Here is an 18,967-nt window from a genome sequence, read left to right as displayed (position 1 = left end):
AGAGGTCATGAGTATCTGTGGTTATAGCTATGTTTTTTTAGACAATATTTGGTCTATACAATAAATGCGTTTGGTATAAAAATGTGCTCATGATGTTCTAATTAGTGGTTTCTATATTTTTCTAATAATGTATTTAATAGTTCTAGTTCAGGAGTTGTCAAGTTTTTTGAAAAATTATCTTCATGTTCATTGACTTTTGGGTCTAAATCGCTCAAAACATCTAGTCCTTTTTGAGTAATCAGTACCTCAATTTTACGTCGGTTTTCTGGGCAAACATTGCGGGTTACTAAATTTTTCAATAATAACTTATCAACTAGTCGAGTGGTATTACTTGTTTTGGCAATCATGCGTTCTTGAATCAAATTCATATTGGCAGGATTTCCTTTCTGACCACGTAAAATTCGTAAAACATTGTATTGTTCTCCAGACAAATCGTAAGGTTTCATTAGCTCGTTGAATTTTTCATTTTGCATATTTTGTGTGTATAAAATATTCAAAATTATTTTTTTCGAAATGGCTAATGGCACTGTGCTTTTTATTTCATCTTCAATTTTCATACCAGCGGTTCTTATTTGTTGGTACAAATGTAACACTTTTTTTATTTGTATATACAAGTGTTAGTTATTGTTTTGTTAAAATAATTATTTAGGATGATCTGTTTATGACGGAGGGGAAGGAGTAAAGTAAACGCCAAGTATTGATTTTACTAGTTCTTTGGCTTATGCATTCGTTTAAAATTAGGAACAAAAAAAAGCCGAAACATTTGTTTCGGCTTGGTTTGAAATAATAAAACTAGTCTTTTAGGCCTAGTTTGGTTAAAATAGTTTCGAGTAAACACCATTTTGTAAAGGCAGATTGGATTAGATTGATACCGATAAATGCGGTAAACCACAGCCAATTCTGATTCACATAGGTGGCCAGTAACAAACTGATTAATATAAATGAACCTACTATAATTCTAAATGCTTTATTTTTCATGTTTTCATTGCGAGGTACAAATCATTTTTGACCTCTAATTTAATTGTTGTTAATTTGATTTTTCGATATTTAATACGGCAACGTGTATATGAGATAAACTTTGCTGTTTCCTATTAAATTCATTTACGAGATCAAAAAACAGATCTACATTTTCTTTCTTTACAAAAGCGTAATACAAAACAGATTCATTTTCGTTCATTTCGCTAGCAAACCAGTTGCTTTCAATTGCTTCTTCGGATAGGTCCGTAAATCCCTTAACGGCTTTGTAAGTAAATGTTTTTACGGACGCTTGTTTAAGCATTTTTTTGACATCTTCGTCAAATGCCGCAATAGCTGTTATGATTAGTAGTTTCATTTGTTTTTTGTTTAAGGTTTGAAGTTTAAGGTTTTAGTGCTGTAACTTTAAACCTTAAACTTTGAACAATTTTTATTTTTCCCATTTCTTTCTCTCAGTGATGTAGTAAATAATTGGTACTACAATCAAAGTAAGAATCGTTGAAACAATGGCTCCAAATACTAATGATATCGCCAATCCTTGAAACAACGGATCAAATAGTATGATCGACGCTCCTATAACAACCGCTCCAGTAGTCAATAAAATAGGAGAGGTTCTTACTGCTCCAGCTTCTATAATAGCTTGTTTTAGTTCGATACCGTCATTCAAACGTATTTCGATAAAGTCGATCAACAAAACCGAATTTCGAACCATAACTCCTGCTAATGCAATCATACCAATAAATGAAGTTGCTGTAAAATAAGCACCTAGCAGCCAGTGGCCAAAAACAATCCCAATTAACGATAGCGGAATAGCCAACATCATTACCATTGGAGTTTTGAAATTCTGGAACCAGCCCACAATCAACATATAAATGATCACGATGGCAACCATAAAAGCAACACCTAAATCACGAAATACTTCCAAAGTAATTTGCCATTCTCCATCCCATTTTACCGTAAAATCGCTTTCGTCCGTAGGTTGTTCCATGTACAATTCATTGACTTTATAGCCTTTTGGAACTTTCATTTTATCTAGTTTTTCCGTCATTCCTAGAATGGCATAGACTGGACTTTCTAGTGCACCAGCCATATCAGCAGTGACATAAACCACACGTTTTTGATCTTTTCTATAAATGGTTTTTTGCAAAGTTCCTCGAACAACTGTAACCAAATCACTCACTGGAATCATATTCCCTTGATTTCCTTTTATTTTCAAGTTCTGAATGTCTTGCAAGCTTGTTTTGTCCTTGTCGTCAAGCGAAAGAACAATAGCTACGTTGTCATTCGAATTTTCGGCATACAAATTAGCAATTGGATATTCTTGCAATAAATAAGTTAAATTCCCCACTATTTGTTGTGGTGCAATCCCGTTAAGCATTGCTTTTTCTTTATCCACTTCCAGTTTGTATTCTGTTTGATTGTCTTCTACAGTCCAGTCAATGTCTACAATTCCGTCTGTTTTATGCAAAATATCTTTAACTTGCTTTGCCACTTTAATCTGGTCTTTGTAGTTTGGACCATAAACTTCAGCAACTAGTGTTGATAGCACTGGAGGTCCTGGTGGAACTTCAATAATCTTAACATTAGCACCATATTTACCAGCAATTTTTTGAATTACAGGACGTACTATTTTTGCAATATCATGACTTTGTAATTTACGCTCTTCTTTATGTAATAAATTCACTTGAATGTCGGCCATATTGCTTCCACCACGTAAATCATAATGACGCACTAATCCGTTAAAAGTGATTGGTGCCGATGTTCCAATGTAGTTTTGATAATCGACTACCTCTGGAATGGTGGTTAAATATTGTGCAATTTCTTTAGTAACTGCTGCCGTTCTCTCTAGCGTAGTTCCTTCAGGCATATCAATGACCACTTGAAATTCATTTTTATTATCAAAAGGCAACATTTTTACCAAAACAGATTTAGTGAAAAACATACCAACCGAACCTATTAGGAGCAATACTGTTATCCCAACAAGTATTCTTCTTCTTTTACTGCTTTCTAGTAAAGGACGCTCTAGCTTACTATAGATTCTGTAGATGAAACTAGTTTCTAGTCCTTCAGCTTCTTTATGTTCTTGCGTATCTTTTTCTTGCAATAAATGGTATCCTAAATAAGGTGTCACCGTCAAGGCAACAAACAGCGATAAAATCATCGCAATCGAAGCTCCAATTGGCATCGGACTCATATAGGGCCCCATCATTCCAGATACAAATGCCATAGGTAATATCGCTGCAATAACTGTGAATGTGGCCAAAATGGTTGGATTTCCTACTTCATTTATCGCATAAATTGCGGCTTGTTTAAAGGGTAATCGTTTCATTTTAAAATGCCTGTGCATGTTTTCGGCAATAATAATACTATCATCAACAACAATTCCCACCACAAAAACCAAGGCGAAAAGAGTAATTCGATTCAGCGTATAATCCAGCATATAATAACTGAAAAGCGTCAATGCAAACGTTAATGGTACCGAGAAGAATACTACTAATCCACCGCGCCATCCCATAGCAAGCATCACTAAAATAGTAACTGCCAAAATTGCGATTCCTAAGTGCATTAATAATTCACCTACTTTGTCCGAAGCCGTTTCTCCGTAATTACGTGTTATTTCAACATGAACGTCATTCGGAATCAAATTCGACTTTAAATGGTCTACTTTTTCGATTATTTTTTCCGAAATTTTCATCGCATCCGCGCCTTTCACTTTACCTACAGATATCGTAACAGCAGGATATTCAGACTGTGCTTTTTTATAGTTTTCATTGGTTTTTCCGTAACCAAAAGATACGTAGTTTCTTGCTGTGCCGGCGCCATCTGCAATGGTAGCCACTTGTTTTAAGTAAACGGGTCTGTTTTTATTGACTCCCACCACTAGATTTTCTACATCATCCGCCGAAGTCAAAAATTGGCCAGTTGTCAATAGAAATTCTTGGTCCTGATTGACAAAACTACCCGACTGTGAGCTTCCGTTATTAGCTTGAATCATTTGCATAATTCCTAACGGATCAATACCGTTTTCGGCCATTTTATCTTTGTCAAGCACTACTTTTAGTGTTCTACTTCTACCACCAATTTCTTTAGTAATAGCAACATCTTTTACTTTTTCAATTTCTGATGTTACTTCTTCGGCAATTTGACGCAACTGAAAATCGTCCATTTTTTCGCTCCAAAGCGTGATACCAAGCATAGGAACATCATCAATAGAACGTGTTTTTACCATGGGTTTGTACACTCCTTTTGGGAACATATCTTCGTGTTTTGCTAGTTCGTCGTACAATTTTACATACGAGCGCTCCACATCTTGACCTACATAAAACTGAACAATAAGCATCGCTTGGCCATTCATTGCCATCGTATGCACGTGTTCCACCCCTTTAATATTCGAGATAATTTTCTCTAAAGGTTTAGCCACACGACTTTCTACTTCGGTAGGGCTCGCTCCTGGATAACCCACCATTACATCGGCCATGGGAACATTAATTTGTGGTTCTTCTTCTCTTGGAATAAGAAAAGAACTGTAAACACCAATGATCATCAAACCGATCATCATCAAAATGGTTAGTTTCGAATTGATGAAAAAATTGGCAATTTTACCTGAAATTCCTTCTTGCATAATAATTTATTTATTTGGGCGTGACCCTCTCAAAAAGTCGGGTCGGGCTATTCGTTTCAATCTTTTTGTTTTTAAAAGAAAAAACAAAAAGGATTTCCACTGCTATCCCTCACGCACTATTAAGGACTATTTTTTTATTCATTTATAGTTTAGGTTCATCAACTTTAAACTTTAAACCTCAAACTTTAAACTTTTTTTACTGAACACTAACTTTCGCTCCGTTAAACAATTTTCCTTCGGCAGAAACGATGTATTGTTCGTTCGCTGATAACCCAGACAAAACTTCTACTTGAGTGCCAAATGTTTTACCAATACGCAACCATCTTAAGATCGCAACATTTTCGGTACCGATGGTGTATACTCCTGTCAGTTGACCTTGTTTTACCAATGCAGTTAGCGGAATTAAAAGCATGTCATTTGCAGTAGTATTCGCTTGGTTTTCAACAGGAAACTGAACATTGACAAACATGCCCGATAAAATAGAGCTGTCGGTTTTATCCAAATCGATTTTTACTAAATATTGACCACCCGTATTCGTTGCTGAGGTACTTAATTCACTCACTTTCCCTGTCAGGTTTTTATTAGACGATTTTACTAAAACTTTTACCGGCATCCCTTTTTTGATTGCATTGATGTCGTTTTCCGAAACCATAGCAGTCACTTGCAGTTTTGAAGCGCCTTCCACACTTACTAATGGCATTCCAGGATTTGCCATATCACCTTCTTTCACAAAAGTGTTGGTCACTACCCCTGAAAACGGAGCTGTAATATTCGAATAATTGAATTGTGCCAAAACTTCATTTCTCATTTGTTTGGCGCCTTCTAATCCCGCTTTAGCCATTTCATAACGTGCCGTCATATCGTCTAGTTCTTTTTGCGAAGCAGATTGTTGCTTAAACAAATTTGAAAAACGATCGTAATCTTTTTTAGCGTTGTTGTACCCAGCAGTGGCTTGCAGAATGCTTGCATCTACTTGTGCTTTTTTGGCTAGTAAATCAGAATTATTAATGCTTACAAGAGTTTGTCCAGCATTCACTCTTTGTCCTACAGTTACATGAACTTTGGTTACATAACCCATCATTCGGGTGCTTATATTTGCGCTGTTTTCGGCTTCAATTTTCCCACTGGCACTTACAAACGGACTGTTGTCATTTTGGGATGCGCCACTTACTTTAACGACAATTGCAGGAGATTCAGCTAACGCTTCTTTTTTCTCTCCGTTGCAGGAAGTTAAGGTTGATATGGCGATTGCTATGATTGGTATAAATATTTTTTTCATGGTAGTATTTAATTGTTTGTTGATTCTATTTTTTACTCTTTTTGTATTTTCTAACCACATAGAAACATAGTTTTTCTTGTCTTTAAAAAAGTATGCTACGCTTTAGAATAGTTACACATAGCTATGTGGATAAATTAATTCTATTCTATTTTTTTCTATGATTCTATGTGGTTCCATTTTCTTTTATTTTTTACTCTTTTTGTGTTCTCTATCCACATAGAAACATAGTTTTTCTAGTCTTTAAAAAAGGATGCTACGCTTTAGGATAGTTGCATATAGCTTTGTGCAAAAATCATTTCTATTCTATTCTTTTTTTTCTATGATTCTATGTGGTTCCATTTTCTTTTATTTTTTACTCTTTTTGTGTTCTCTATCCACATAGAAACATAGTTTTTATATTCTTAAAAAAAGATGCTACGCTTTAGGATAGTTACACATAGCTATGTGGTTCAATTTTTCTTTCTTCTATTTTCTAACAACTCCTAATTGGTTAAAAACTGTAAATATTGCTGGGTGAAATTGTATTCAAAAACCGCCTGTAAATAGTCCAACTCTTTTTTGAACATTTGAGTTTCTGTTTGTAATAAGTCGGTTGTTTTTTCTAGCCCTTGAGTAAAACGATTGCTTCTTATTCTATACGCTTCTTGCCATTGTTCTAAATCTAGTTTGGAGAGTGCTACCTTATTCTCAGCATCTTTTATCTGACGATTGGTTTTGTTCAATTCCAATTGGCTTTTGGCTTTGTACTGTTGGGTTTCTATCTCGGATTTTTGGAAATCGGCTTTTGCTCTTTCCATTTTTCCAATGGATTTCATACCATCAAAAACATTCCATGATAATTGCGCCCCTACAACATAACCTTTGGCGGCCGTGCCAAACAATTTATCGTCATACAATTCATAACTCCCAAAAGCATTTAATCGGGGTAAGAAGTTCATTTTGCTCGAAAGAAACATTTTTTGATACGCTTCTTTTGATTGATCCATCGCTTGAATGTCTTTTCTGTTTTCAGAAATTAGCGTAGGAATACTAGCAATTGTAATGCTATTTTCTAATTCTTCTGTTGGTTTGTATACTTTATCGCCAATATCTTCATTTAGTAAAAAAGCCAAATAATCAGAGGCATTTTGGACATTACTTTTAGCATATTGCAATTGATTCTTAACTTCGTTTACACGTACTTGTACCGATAGTAAATCGGTTTTTTGCAGCATTCCTTGTTTGAAATAATTTTCTATTAATTTCAAATTAGCGGCTGCTGTCGTATTCGCTTTTTCTAATACTGCAACCGCTTTATAGCTAAGTTGCAATTCCATATAGGATTTATTGACTTCTAGTTCTAAGTATTCTTTGGTACGTTCCGTTTGCAATGCAAAGGCATTCATTTTGGCTTTTGCAGCTTGGCGTCCGTAAATTCCATCTACATTTATTAGTGGTTGTAAAACCTCGATTTTTGTAGCAAAATTTTGTGTGCGATTGGGATTATTCAACAAATTGGGATCAAAATCGGATGCGGTTAGGATTTCTTGATTTAGTTTAGACCCAAAAGCCATGAGTGGATTTGTAGTCGAGATGGCGGTATGTGAAGCCGTAATATTCGGTAAAAAAATAGCTGCGGATTGTTTGTAATCAGCCTGAGCCGACTTGAAATCTTGGTTGGCAATTTTTAGCTGTAAGTTTTTCTCGTTCACCTTTTGCGAAAGCTCACTTTTAGAAATAGCCAACGTTTCCTGACCGTAACTGAAAGTCGATATGGAAATTATTCCTATTAGTACTATTAAATTTAGTTTCTTCATCATTTTTATTTCTAATTATTATACAAAGATAATTTTGCAATAGGGGCTACACAGTAACAAATGTCACACTGAGTAAATTAAATAGAAAAGCATTTTAGAATTGACTCTAAAATGCTTTTGGATAGTTGTGCTGCATAAAGGATTGACGATATTATATGTCGTTTTTCTTAACCTCTAGTACTGCCATGTCCTCCAGCAACAATTTTTAATATTCTAATGTTTAAATAGAAAAATTTAAAAAATTGTATGAATATGTTTTGCATTTTTGAATGCTGTGATTTTGATATTCTTTGTGTCATGATTTTATTTTTTAGTTGATTTTTGTGTCTATTAGTTATATTCTGAAGACTATTCAGGAATTAACCACCAAAAAGGTTTCATTTTTGCTTTGTAAATAAAAGCATAATGCAAGGACAATTTTACCCAATGTCCAGCTAAACCGATGTCTCCAAAGGTTTTACCGATGTCTCTTCCGCCAGTTTCGGGGTATTTTATATAATCGGGAACAATAGGATATGTGGTAATACTAACCCCGCTTCCTTTTGTCATTCCAAAACCTGCAGAAGCGATACAAGCGGCTCCCATATTACCCATTGAACCTTTGTGATGCAATGATTCTTTTCCGGATTTAATAGAATCGATGATGTTATCAGCGACTAATTTTGCAGTAATTCCAGATGGCATTCCCGTTCTAGGTGGTGAAGGAAAAATATCGGTTCCATTTTTACTTTTTCTTGGTTTCGAAATAGAATGAGGCGGAGCAAAGGCAATCCCTGGAGCAAAAATATTTTTATAAGAAGGATTTTGATAGGTTTCTGGCCAATCTTGTACCGTCCATTCTTCATAAGGTCTTGGAGTATAATCAGCATCTACAATCATGAAACCTTTAAATAATTTTTCAGTAATATCAGTATCATTCTTATCAAAAGCCTTAAATCCATGACCTGAAAAAGCGGGAATTAACATGGCAAAATCATACTCTTCTGTTTTGTATTCCCCTTCTAGATTTTCATAATGTGCCACTCCATCTTCAATTTTATAGACGCCAGCACCTAGAATCCATTTGATATCTCTGTCTTCAAAAATCATTTCGATCATGTCCTTGGATTTCATATTGAAACCATTGTAATCCATTAACATACCATCCATTCCAAAATCACCTAAATCATTTTCATTGGAAATCCAGGTAACTTCTACTTGGTTTCTAACGCCATGACGCACTAATTCTTTTTCAACATTTAAAATATATTCAAATGCGGCGCCCTGACAAGTTGCTTTGGCATGACCTGTTCCGATTAACACTTTGGCTTTTTTATCCGAATTTTTTAATTGATTGATAAGATCTTTTAAACCCTGCCATGCATGTTCAGCATGATCGTAAGTACATACCGAGTAGGCTTTATTTGTACCGGGATTCAGCCCCTCGGTCATATCAAAGGCTAATTTTGGCCCCGTAGCATTAATTAAATAATCATAAGTTATATTTTCTGTTTTGCCTTGGTTTTTACCAAAAACATATTCGACAGCTACAAATGGTTTACTCTCTATGGTATTTCCTTCAGGATGAAACGACACTACTTTGGCCTGTTTGTAGCCTATTCCTTTTCTTTTATATAATGGTTCAAGAGGGAAAATTAATTCTTTGGATTTCATTCTCCCAATTCCCACCCAAATATTCGACGGAACCCATTGGTAATTTCGATTGGGAGAAACAACAAGTACTTCATGTTCTTTACTGAGTTTTCGTCGTAAATGAGCCGCTGCTGTATGGCCAGAAATTCCTGCTCCTATAATTACTATTTTAGACATAAGGATATAATTTAAATTAGAGTTTAAAGGTCAAAAATTATCACTTTTAAAACAGTGACATTTGTTACAGAGCAGCTTTAAATGAGTGAAATAAAATGAAGTTGTAACTCTTAGGATGGTTTCCTTAAGAGTTTTAAACTTTTTAAAGCATTTCTTTTTTTAGATTATAATAATTTGAAGATTGTTTTTTTTTATTTGAACCATTGTATTAGAATAAAATTAAGTTTTTTTTTAATTTTAAAATATGATAATTATCACAATATCAAATCATTGTATATTTTTTCAACTCTTTAAAGTATAATTGTAGTACAAAGGTAGAGAGGCAATTTATGGCTCACAGTAACAAATGTCACAGTGCGAAAAATAATCCAGGTCCTGATCTGTTTATGTAGTATTAAACTTGTTTTTAAGGAGTGTTATTTAATTAAAAAGTTCGTTTGATTTTTATAATATAAAATTGTATTTTTAAATATTGTTTCAATGGGTGTCAACGCATTGATTTAAATTGCTTTTATTTGTGCTTAGTAGCTGTAAAAGTGGTAGTTGCATTACTAATTAGTCTGACTTTATGAGTACAAATTACCCTAAACCTACATACGAAGAATTGCTAAAGCTTGTACAGGAACAAAAAAGCAAAATAGATCTTTTACAAAAGCGCGATTCTCAAGTATTAAATTTTGAGTTCTACTTAAAAGAATCTCTGGATTTGGTATGCATCGCTGGGAACGATGGGTTTTACAAAAAAATAAACCCAACCTTTGTAAAATCATTAGGATATTCCAAGAAGGAATTGCTGGAGAAACCATTAATTAGCTTCATTCACCCCGAAGATATAGCAAAGTCTCAAAATGAATTGTTGGCATTATCAAAGGGGGTTAATTCTCTCAATTTTGAAAATAGACTAGTCAAAAAGAATGGGCAAACTGTAGTGATACAATGGACAACCAGTGTAGATAAAGTAAATGATATTATTTATGCAATTGGCCGAGATGTAACGGCTGCGAAGGAGAGCCAACTACAATTGTTAGAAAACAAAATTCTACTGGAGAATGCCCAGAAAATATCAAAAACAGGAAGTTGGGAATACCATTTTCATGAACATAAAATGGTTTGGTCTCATCAATTGTATGTAATTTATGAGTTAAAGAAAAAGAAAGGGCAGCAATTGTTTCAAGAATATGTTTCTCGTTTTTCCGAAAAAGACGTGGAGATTTTTTTATGTAAGATTGACGCACTGCGTTACAGTAAAAAACCATTCGAAATAGAACAATGTGCAATACTAGACAATAAAAAACTGAAATGGGTTCATGCCATCGTACATCCAGTGCTAGATAACAAAGGAGATGTTGTTGCAGTGCGCGGCACAACACAAGATATAACTGAGACGAAGCAACTAAGAGAAGCACTTAAGCTAAAGAAACAAGCCGAAGTTACGCAAAAAATAACAGCAGTTGAAGAGCAAAGCAACATAAAGTTTAGATCTTATATCGAAAACTCTCCTGATGGAGTGATAGTTGTTGATGAAAACGGAAAATATGTAGATGTCAATCATGCCATCACGATAATGACTGGTTTTTCAAAAGAGCAACTTTTAGGAAAACCATTCAATGAATTGCTAGTATTGGATTCACTTGACGATCTAAAAAAATCTTTTGAGATTTTGAAAGAAAAAGGTTCAGTTGTGAATCAATACCAAATAAAACAAAAGTCTGGCGAAGTAAAATGGCGAACAATGAACGCTGTAAAACTATCAGATACTAGATACATTGGTTTTATTAAAGACATTACTGAAGAAAAAATTAATCAAGAAAAAGTCGAGTTCAACGAAAAGCGATTTAGGGCATTAGTTGAGAATAATGAAGGTATTATTACTGTTGTTGATCCACAATTAAATGTGCTTTTTCGCAGTGTTTCATCCGAAAAGGTAACGGGTTATACAGATAAAGAGTTCAATGAAATCCCTGATAAAGAATACTATCATCCCGATTCCTTACCAACGGTTTACAAGATTGTTCAACAAGCAATCAATAGTCCTGATGTACCAATCCCTGCTTTAGTTCAAGTAAAGCACAAATTGGGGCATTATATATGGCTCGAGGGTGTGTTGAATAACAAATTGCATGACAATGCTATAAAGGGCATAATTGCAAATTTTAGAGATGTAACAGATAAAATAGAGTCAAATTTTATTTTACAAAAAGAGCGTGATGTTTTTGCCAAGATAGCTGCTACTTCGCCAGGGTTGATTTATTCAATGCGACGCAACTTAGATGGGACTTTTTGTTATACCTATGCTAGTGAGGTAGTTATGGATATTTATGGTTTTCAATTTAACGAAATTAGAAACAATGTCGACAAAATGTTTGATTTGATTCACAAAGATGATTTTGAGCGATTTATGTTTGAGGTTATGGAAACCAAAACAAAATTAATTCCGCTAAAATGCCAATACAGATACCATCACCCTAAAAAAGGATTAGTATGGCATGAGGCTAACTCATTGCCAGTTCGTGAAGCAGAAGGCACAGTGATTTGTCACGGTATTATTACAGATATTACAGAAAGAATAGAAGCAGAGCAAAAAATATTAAAAAGCAACCGTTTATTTTTATTCATCAGTCAAATCAATCAAATGATTGTAAGGACTAAGGATCAAGAGACTCTTTTTAAGGAGGCTTGTAACATTGCAATAGACTTTGGTAAATTTAAAACTGCTTGGATTGGGATGGTGAATCCATCCACTGAAAAGATTGATCACGTCATGATCGCAGGTGATGATGAGCAATATCTGTCTCAGGTTCCTTTGAGCGAAAATTATGTGAACCAGTTTGGTACAGGGCCTTGTTATACAGCGATAAAGCAGGGGAAATATGTAGTCAGTAATGACATAGAGCATGATGCTGTTATGGCACCTTGGAGTAATGAGGCATTGCGTAAAGGGATTAAGTCGATGATTGCAATGCCTATAATTACTTTTGGTCGCGCCATTGGTTCCTTTGCCTTTTATGCAGCAGAGGAAAACTTTTTTGACACTACAGAAATTGCTTTGCTACAAGAAGCTACTGGTGATGTTGCCTTTGCCTTAGAAATTTTTGAAAAAGATAAATTAAAAGAGAAAGCAGAGCAAGAAGTATTCGAGAGTGAACAACGCTATCATGCATTGACAGAGGTTTCTCCCGTTGGTATTTTTCGTACAGATGTAACAGGTTATACTACTTTTGTCAATGCTAGTTGGTGTGAAATTGCAGGCTTGTCATTTGAGAAAGCTATCGGGAATGGCTGGCTTGACGCCGTGCATCAAGACGATAAAAATAGAGTGGTAAACGCTTGGGAAAAAGCAACTAAAGTAGGAGAGAAAGGCATAACAGAATACCGTTTTGTGCGTCCGGATGGATCTATTTCTTGGGTAATGGGGCAAGCAATTCCAGAACGAAATAAAGAAAATGAAGTCATAGGCTATATAGGCACGATTACAGATATTACGGAACGTATTAAGGCTGAGAACACAATAAAAACAGCAAATGAACGATTCGAAAGGATTGCAGTTGCCACTAAAGATGCCATATCCGAGGTGGACTTGCTCACAGGAAATAGTTGGAATAATAAAGCATTTGTAGATTTGTTTGGTTTTGGTACTTCAGATGGGTTTAGTAGTATAGACAGTAGAGAACTCTGGAGGTCAAAACTGCATCCGGACGATGCACAAAGAGTAAGTGATAAAGTTGAATATATTTATAACAGTACAACACTTACTTCTTGGTCGGATGAATTTCGATTTTTAAAAGTAGATGGTACTTATGGCTACTTTTTTGATAGAGCAGTCATTATTAGAAATGAAGCAGGAAAAGCAATTCGTTTTATAGGATCTATGACGGAGATTACCGAATTACAAAATATTAAACAAGCGCTTTTAAGTAGTGAGGAAAAGTATGGAAGGGTAGTAGAACAAGCCTCGGATGCGATATTCATAGACGATATTTCAGGTCGATTTATCGAGGTAAATAATAGCGCTTGCGAAATGTTAGGCTATACCAAAGATGAACTGGAATCTAAAAACATTAGAGATCTATATACTGCGGTCGAGCTTGAAGTAAGACCGTTACAATTCGAAGAACTTAGAAAAGGGGAACAGATTTTTGTTGAAAGGAATATGTTATGCAAAAATCAAACGATAATTTCGGTTGAAATTTCGGCAAAAATACTAGTTGACCACAGGGTTGTTTCTATTGTACGTAATATAAGCGTTCGTAAGAAAAGTGAAGAGGAGTTCAAAAAAATGCACAAAAAAATGGAAGCCATACTAGAGGCTATTCCAGATTTATTATTTGAGGTAGATATTGAGGGTAAAATTTTTAATTACAGTTCCCGCCGAGATGATCTATTGGCCATGCCTACACATTTGTTTTTAAATAAAAAATTCTCAGATGTGTTGCCTTCTGACGTAGCCGATATTTGTGAGCAAGCGCTGAAGGAAGCATCAGACAAAGGGTTTTCAACAGGGAAACAATATGTATTGAATATTGATGATAGTTTACATTGGTTTGAACTTTCGGTGGCCATCATGCAAGTCAATGACGAGAATGAGACGCACTTTATTTGTCTTTCAAGAGATATTACAAAATCAAAACTGGGTGATGAAGCTATCTTTAAAAGTGAAGAGCGATTTAGAGGATTATTAAATAATTTAGATACCGGAATTATTATTCAAAATCTAGATGGATCCATGATCAATAGCAATCCCAAATCTTCGGATATCTTGGGTGTGTCTCGTAATTTTATAAAGAGAAGTAGTAATATTTTTAATGAAATTCAATTTATAAAAGAAGATGGTACTTTATTGCCTTTTCAAGAACGTCCTAAATATAGAATATTACAAGACCTGCAACCGGTTAGGAATTTAGTTTTAGGAATTACAGGAAAAAAACCTCAGGATAGAAGGTGGCTTTTATTCAATTCATTTCCGTTTTTTAATAATAAAGGAGAATTAGCTGAGGTGATTACCTCTTTTATAGACATCACTGATCGAAAAATAATGGAAGATAATATGCTTATCGCCAAAGAACAAGCCGAAGCCGCTAATAAAGCCAAGACTAACTTTCTGGCGAATATGAGCCATGAAATAAGAACACCTTTGAATGGGATTATCGGATTTACAGATTTGCTAATGAGGTCAAATCTTGAAAAAAATCAGTTAGAATACATGAATACCATTAGTGAATCGGCAACTTCATTAATGCATATTGTGAATGATGTTTTGGATTTCTCCAAAGTAGAATCGGGTAAATTAGAACTAAATGTTGAAGAAGTAAATTTATATGAGCTAATCAAGCAGGTAATCGATTTATTCCGATACCAAGCTACTCAAAAACAGATCAAGTTAACCTATACAATGGACAAGGAAGTTCCTGAGTTTGTTTTGGCCGATTCGATTCGACTCAAACAAATATTAGTAAACCTGTTAAGTAACGCTTTAAAATTCACCAATTTTGGAGAGATTAGTCTTGATATTACGGATACAGGTTTGGAGAAAAAGAAATACTCCGGTATAAAATTCTCTGTAAAAGATACTGGTATCGGAATCAAATTAGACAATAACGAAAAAATATTCAATTCCTTCGTTCAAGAAGACAATTCAACGAGTCGAAAATTTGGAGGAACTGGTCTAGGTTTGTCGATATCTAATAATTTACTGACCTTGATGGATAGTAAACTGCATTTGCATAGTAAGTACGGAGAAGGTAGTGACTTCAATTTTGAAATTAAATTAAAAAAAATAACGCCCAAGAAAAGTAGGGTTTCTAGCTTTGAAAACGATAGTAGCAAGCTAAATGATGTTCCTAGCGTATTATTAGATAATAAAAAAGTACTAATTGTAGAAGACAATAAAATTAATATGTTACTTGCTAGAACGCTGGTTAAACGATTAATGACTAATTGTACCGTATTTGAAGCAAAGGACGGAAACGAAGGTCTTGAAATGTATGTAAAAGAAAAGCCAGATCTTATTTTAATGGATATACAAATGCCTAATAAAAATGGGTATGAAGCTACTTATGAAATTAGAGAATTAGAAGCTCATGGAGATGGGGATAAAGTGCCTATAATTGCAGTAACAGCTGGGATTTTGACTGGTGAAAAAGAGAAATGTTTTGAAGCAGGAATGGATGATTACCTCCCAAAACCAATCATGATGGCAGATCTTGAGAGTACCTTGCTAAAATGGTTGCATCAGTAATTTTTGGAACCGGATAGAATAAAAAACGAATTAATCTACTAGTAGGTTAATTCGTTTTTTTATAGCTCCAAACGGCTAGTCCATTGATTGCAAAAGCATAAAATGCAATAATAAAAAAAGGAGTTGAGATATCGCTAAAAGTGGCTCCTTTGAGCATTACCATTCTAATGATTTCTACAAAATAGCGAATGGGATTGAAACGAGTGATTTGTTGTGCCCATACGGGCATGCTTTCTATGGGAGTGAATAATCCGCTCATTAAGATAAAAATCACCGTTAAAAACCAAGCAATAAACATGGCTTGTTGTTGGGTGTCAGTATAATTAGAAATAAACAATCCAAGCCCCAGAATGACCAATAAATACACAGCCGTAAACAAATAGATCAAACCAATATTACCTACTATCGGGATTTGGAATGCTAGTTTTGCAATGACCAAGCCAATGGTTAAAATAAACAATCCTAAAACCCAAAAAGGAAACAGTTTACCAATGATGAATTGGTGTTTTTTAATAGGGGTAACATTGATTTGTTCCAAAGTGCCCATTTCTTTTTCACGTACAATATTCATGGCAGCAAGAAATAGGGTAAGCATGGTTACCAATAAAACTAAAATACCAGGAACCATCAATGTTTTATAATTCAAATTGTTATTGAACCAGAAAGACGGAATGGTGATGATGCTTTGTGGTTGTACAAAACTATTGTCGTTGTATTGATAGAGTTTGCTTTGTGTTTTTTGATTGTAACTGTTTATGATTTGGGTGATATACACATTTGTAACTCCTGCGGCGGCTCCGTCAATGGCGTTGATGCTTACGGCCAAAGATGCTTTTTTATCAGCGACGAGATAGCTCTCAAAATGATTTGGGATTTCTAGTATCACATCCACTTTTCCTTTTTGCATTTGTACGTTGGCTTCTTTTTTGGAAGAAAACGCATCGACCATCACGAAGTAACTTGACGATTGAAATTTACTAATCAATTCTCTTGATGCAGCCGAATGGTCGTTGTCTACATAAGAGAATTTGATGTTTTTGACCTCAAAACTCGCCGCATTAGATAGCACTAATAACTGTATAAAAGGCAAAACAAATATAATAGGCAACATGGCTTTATTTCTAAAGATTTGCCTGAATTCCTTTTGTATGATGAATAAAATCGTTCTCATTTTTTATTTTTTAGTGCTGAGCAAATCAGGTATTTTTTAGCGCTGATTATGCGTTTTTTTTTAGCCCTGATTGAAGTGGAAATCCTTTTCTCTCGTTTTTTTACGAGAGAAAAGATTGAAGCGTAAAGCAGGAAATAGCTCCAAAAAAATATTCTAATCTTTACTCCAATCTAATTTTATATTTTTTGATGCTTAATCCAATAAAAAACAACGTCATTCCAATTAAGATTAAGGTTTCTTTCCAAATAATTTGAATCGTTGCTCCTTTGAGCATGATGGCTTTTATGATGATGATAAACCATTTAGCCGGTATAATATTACTGATGATTTGCAAGGGGAGTGGCATGCTTGAAATAGGGAATATAAACCCTGACAAAATAATCACGGGCAACATGAGTCCCATTAACGATAGCATCATGGCGGTTTGTTGCGAGTTAGAAACCGTTGAAATGAGGATGCCTAATGACAATGCTGTGATGATGAACAAAATGCTTTCTAGCGCCAATAAAAAAAGACTGCCTTGAACCGGCATGCCAAACACAAAAACGCCTAAAGTTACAATCACAATTGCATTTATAACGGAAAGGAAGATGTATGGAAATACTTTTCCTAGAATGACTTGCAAGGGATTTAGTGGGGAAACCAATAGGATTTCCATGGTACCCAATTCTTTTTCTCGGGTGATGGAAATAGACGTCATCATAGCCGAAACCAGCATTAAGATCACCGTCATTACACCGGGAACAAAGGTAAAAACACTCTTGAGTTCTGGATTATAATACAATTGGGTTTGGGTTTGAATTTGGTAATTGGGTTGGTTTATGGCATTGTTTTCCAGCAGGTAGTTTTGCAAAATGGCATTGATATAATTGGTAATGGTATTGGCAATATTGGGGTCAGTGGCATCTGTTATGATTTGGACTTTTGCTTGTTTTTTAGTTTGTAAATCTTTGATGAAATTGTTTTGAAAAACAAGTACCGCTTTTACTTTCCCTTTTTTGAAAATAGATTCAATTTGGGCTTCGCTGTTTATTTCTTGTTCAATATGAAAATAGGGTGAAGCACTTATTTTATTGATGATTTTGTGTGTTTCATTGTCTTTGGATTGGTCTAATATTGCAATGTTTACGTTGTTGATTTCGTTTGTAATTGCAAAACCAAACAGCATAATTTGAGCAATAGGCATCCCAAAAAGAATAAACATCGAGCGTTTATCTCTGAAAATATGGTAAAATTCTTTGGTTACAAAACCGATAAATCGCTTCATTTTTATTTTGTTTAAAGTTTCAGGTTTAAAGTGATCGCAGTCTATTTTCTGTCCTCTTTGATCTTTCTTCTTTAATCTTACTCTATGTTTCTGGCCAATTTTAGAAAAACAGCATTCATAGAATCGACATTATATTGTTTTTTTAGATTTTTTGGTGTGTCTAAGGCTTCAATTTTTCCTTCGACCATAATAGAAACACGGTCACAATATTCGGCTTCATCCATATAATGCGTGGTTACGAATAAGGTGGTTCCTTTGTGTGCTTCGGCATAAATCATTTCCCAAAACTGTCGTCTCGTAATAGGATCTACGCCACCCGTAGGTTCATCTAGAAATACAATTTTAGGCTCGTGCAATAAAGCGACCGAGAACGCTAGTTTTTGTTTCCAGCCTAGCGGTAGCGAACCCACGAGCTTGCTGGCTACAGCTTCGAGTTGTAATTCTTCTATTAATTTTTTTGTTTTTTCTTTGATTTGTACTTTACTCAATCCGTAAATTCCACCAAAAAAAGTGATATTTTCCTTGATGGTTAGATCATCATACATCGAGAATTTTTGACTCATGTAACCTATGCTTTTCTTGACCATTTCTGACTGGGTTTTGACATCAAATCCTGCCACAATGGCATCGCCCGAACTGGGTTTTGAAATCCCGATTAGCATTTTCATAGCGGTTGTTTTTCCGGCGCCATTTGCTCCTAGAAATCCGAAAATCTCCCCTTTTTTTACGTCAAAAGAAATGGTATTCACTGCCGTGAAATCGCCAAAAACCTTGCTGAGGTTGTGTACTGATATGATGTTTTCCTCGCTCACA

12 protein-coding genes are annotated in these 18,967 nt (G+C 34.8%); 1 reads left to right on the top strand and 11 read right to left on the bottom strand.

Going from position 1 to position 18,967, the window contains the following annotated elements; translation table 11 throughout:
- Nucleotides 1–101: 101 nt before the first annotated feature.
- From H8R24_RS07725 to H8R24_RS07695, 8 genes are all read right to left on the bottom strand, one after another.
- Nucleotides 102–557: a MarR family winged helix-turn-helix transcriptional regulator gene (locus tag H8R24_RS07725; RefSeq protein WP_187017987.1), complete on the bottom strand. Its 456-nt coding sequence runs from the start codon at nucleotides 555–557 to the stop codon at nucleotides 102–104.
- A 235-nt stretch (nucleotides 558–792) separates the two neighbouring features.
- A complete protein-coding gene (locus H8R24_RS07720; RefSeq protein ID WP_187017986.1) occupies nucleotides 793–978 on the bottom strand; it encodes a YgaP family membrane protein in 186 nt (61 codons plus the stop codon).
- Between the two features lie 49 nt (nucleotides 979–1,027).
- Nucleotides 1,028–1,333 (bottom strand): hypothetical protein, encoded by a 306-nt coding sequence (locus tag H8R24_RS07715; protein WP_187017985.1) that lies wholly within the window; start codon nucleotides 1,331–1,333, stop codon nucleotides 1,028–1,030.
- Nucleotides 1,334–1,405: 72 nt separating this feature from the next.
- The gene (locus H8R24_RS07710; protein ID WP_187017984.1) at nucleotides 1,406–4,597 is read right to left on the bottom strand and encodes an efflux RND transporter permease subunit; all 3,192 of its coding nucleotides are present in this window, start codon (nucleotides 4,595–4,597) and stop codon (nucleotides 1,406–1,408) included.
- Nucleotides 4,598–4,793: 196 nt separating this feature from the next.
- Nucleotides 4,794–5,876: an efflux RND transporter periplasmic adaptor subunit gene (locus H8R24_RS07705; RefSeq protein ID WP_187017983.1), complete on the bottom strand. Its 1,083-nt coding sequence runs from the start codon at nucleotides 5,874–5,876 to the stop codon at nucleotides 4,794–4,796.
- A 482-nt stretch (nucleotides 5,877–6,358) separates the two neighbouring features.
- Nucleotides 6,359–7,672 carry a TolC family protein gene (locus H8R24_RS07700; RefSeq protein WP_187017989.1) on the bottom strand — a complete coding sequence of 438 codons (1,314 nt, stop codon included), beginning with the start codon at nucleotides 7,670–7,672 and terminating at the stop codon, nucleotides 6,359–6,361.
- A gap of 167 nt (nucleotides 7,673–7,839) precedes the next feature.
- Nucleotides 7,840–7,971, bottom strand: coding sequence for a hypothetical protein (locus H8R24_RS18285; RefSeq protein ID WP_262891095.1), 132 nt, complete (start codon nucleotides 7,969–7,971; stop codon nucleotides 7,840–7,842).
- 49 nt (nucleotides 7,972–8,020) lie between these two features.
- Nucleotides 8,021–9,481, bottom strand: a complete 1,461-nt coding sequence (locus H8R24_RS07695) for an NAD(P)/FAD-dependent oxidoreductase (RefSeq protein ID WP_187017982.1) — start codon at nucleotides 9,479–9,481, stop codon at nucleotides 8,021–8,023.
- A 568-nt stretch (nucleotides 9,482–10,049) separates the two neighbouring features.
- Here H8R24_RS07695 and H8R24_RS07690 point away from each other — a divergent pair.
- Complete coding sequence (locus tag H8R24_RS07690; protein WP_187017981.1) at nucleotides 10,050–15,716, top strand: PAS domain S-box protein; 5,667 nt, start codon at nucleotides 10,050–10,052, stop codon at nucleotides 15,714–15,716.
- A gap of 46 nt (nucleotides 15,717–15,762) precedes the next feature.
- Here H8R24_RS07690 and H8R24_RS07685 read toward each other — a convergent pair whose 3' ends face one another.
- From H8R24_RS07685 to H8R24_RS07675, 3 genes are all read right to left on the bottom strand, one after another.
- Entirely contained in the window at nucleotides 15,763–16,887 is a 1,125-nt protein-coding gene (locus H8R24_RS07685) for an ABC transporter permease (RefSeq protein WP_187017980.1), read from the bottom strand.
- 160 nt (nucleotides 16,888–17,047) lie between these two features.
- Entirely contained in the window at nucleotides 17,048–18,154 is a 1,107-nt protein-coding gene (locus H8R24_RS07680) for an ABC transporter permease (RefSeq protein ID WP_187017979.1), read from the bottom strand.
- 77 nt (nucleotides 18,155–18,231) lie between these two features.
- Nucleotides 18,232–18,966, bottom strand: a complete 735-nt coding sequence (locus tag H8R24_RS07675) for an ABC transporter ATP-binding protein (RefSeq protein ID WP_187017978.1) — start codon at nucleotides 18,964–18,966, stop codon at nucleotides 18,232–18,234.
- Nucleotide 18,967: the final 1 nt, after the last annotated feature.

The sequence above is a fragment of the Flavobacterium muglaense genome, from assembly GCF_014305155.1.
GTDB lineage: Bacteria > Bacteroidota > Bacteroidia > Flavobacteriales > Flavobacteriaceae > Flavobacterium > Flavobacterium muglaense.
The sequence above is the reverse complement of the archived record's forward strand: the minus strand, read 5'-3'. Positions and strand labels throughout refer to the sequence as shown.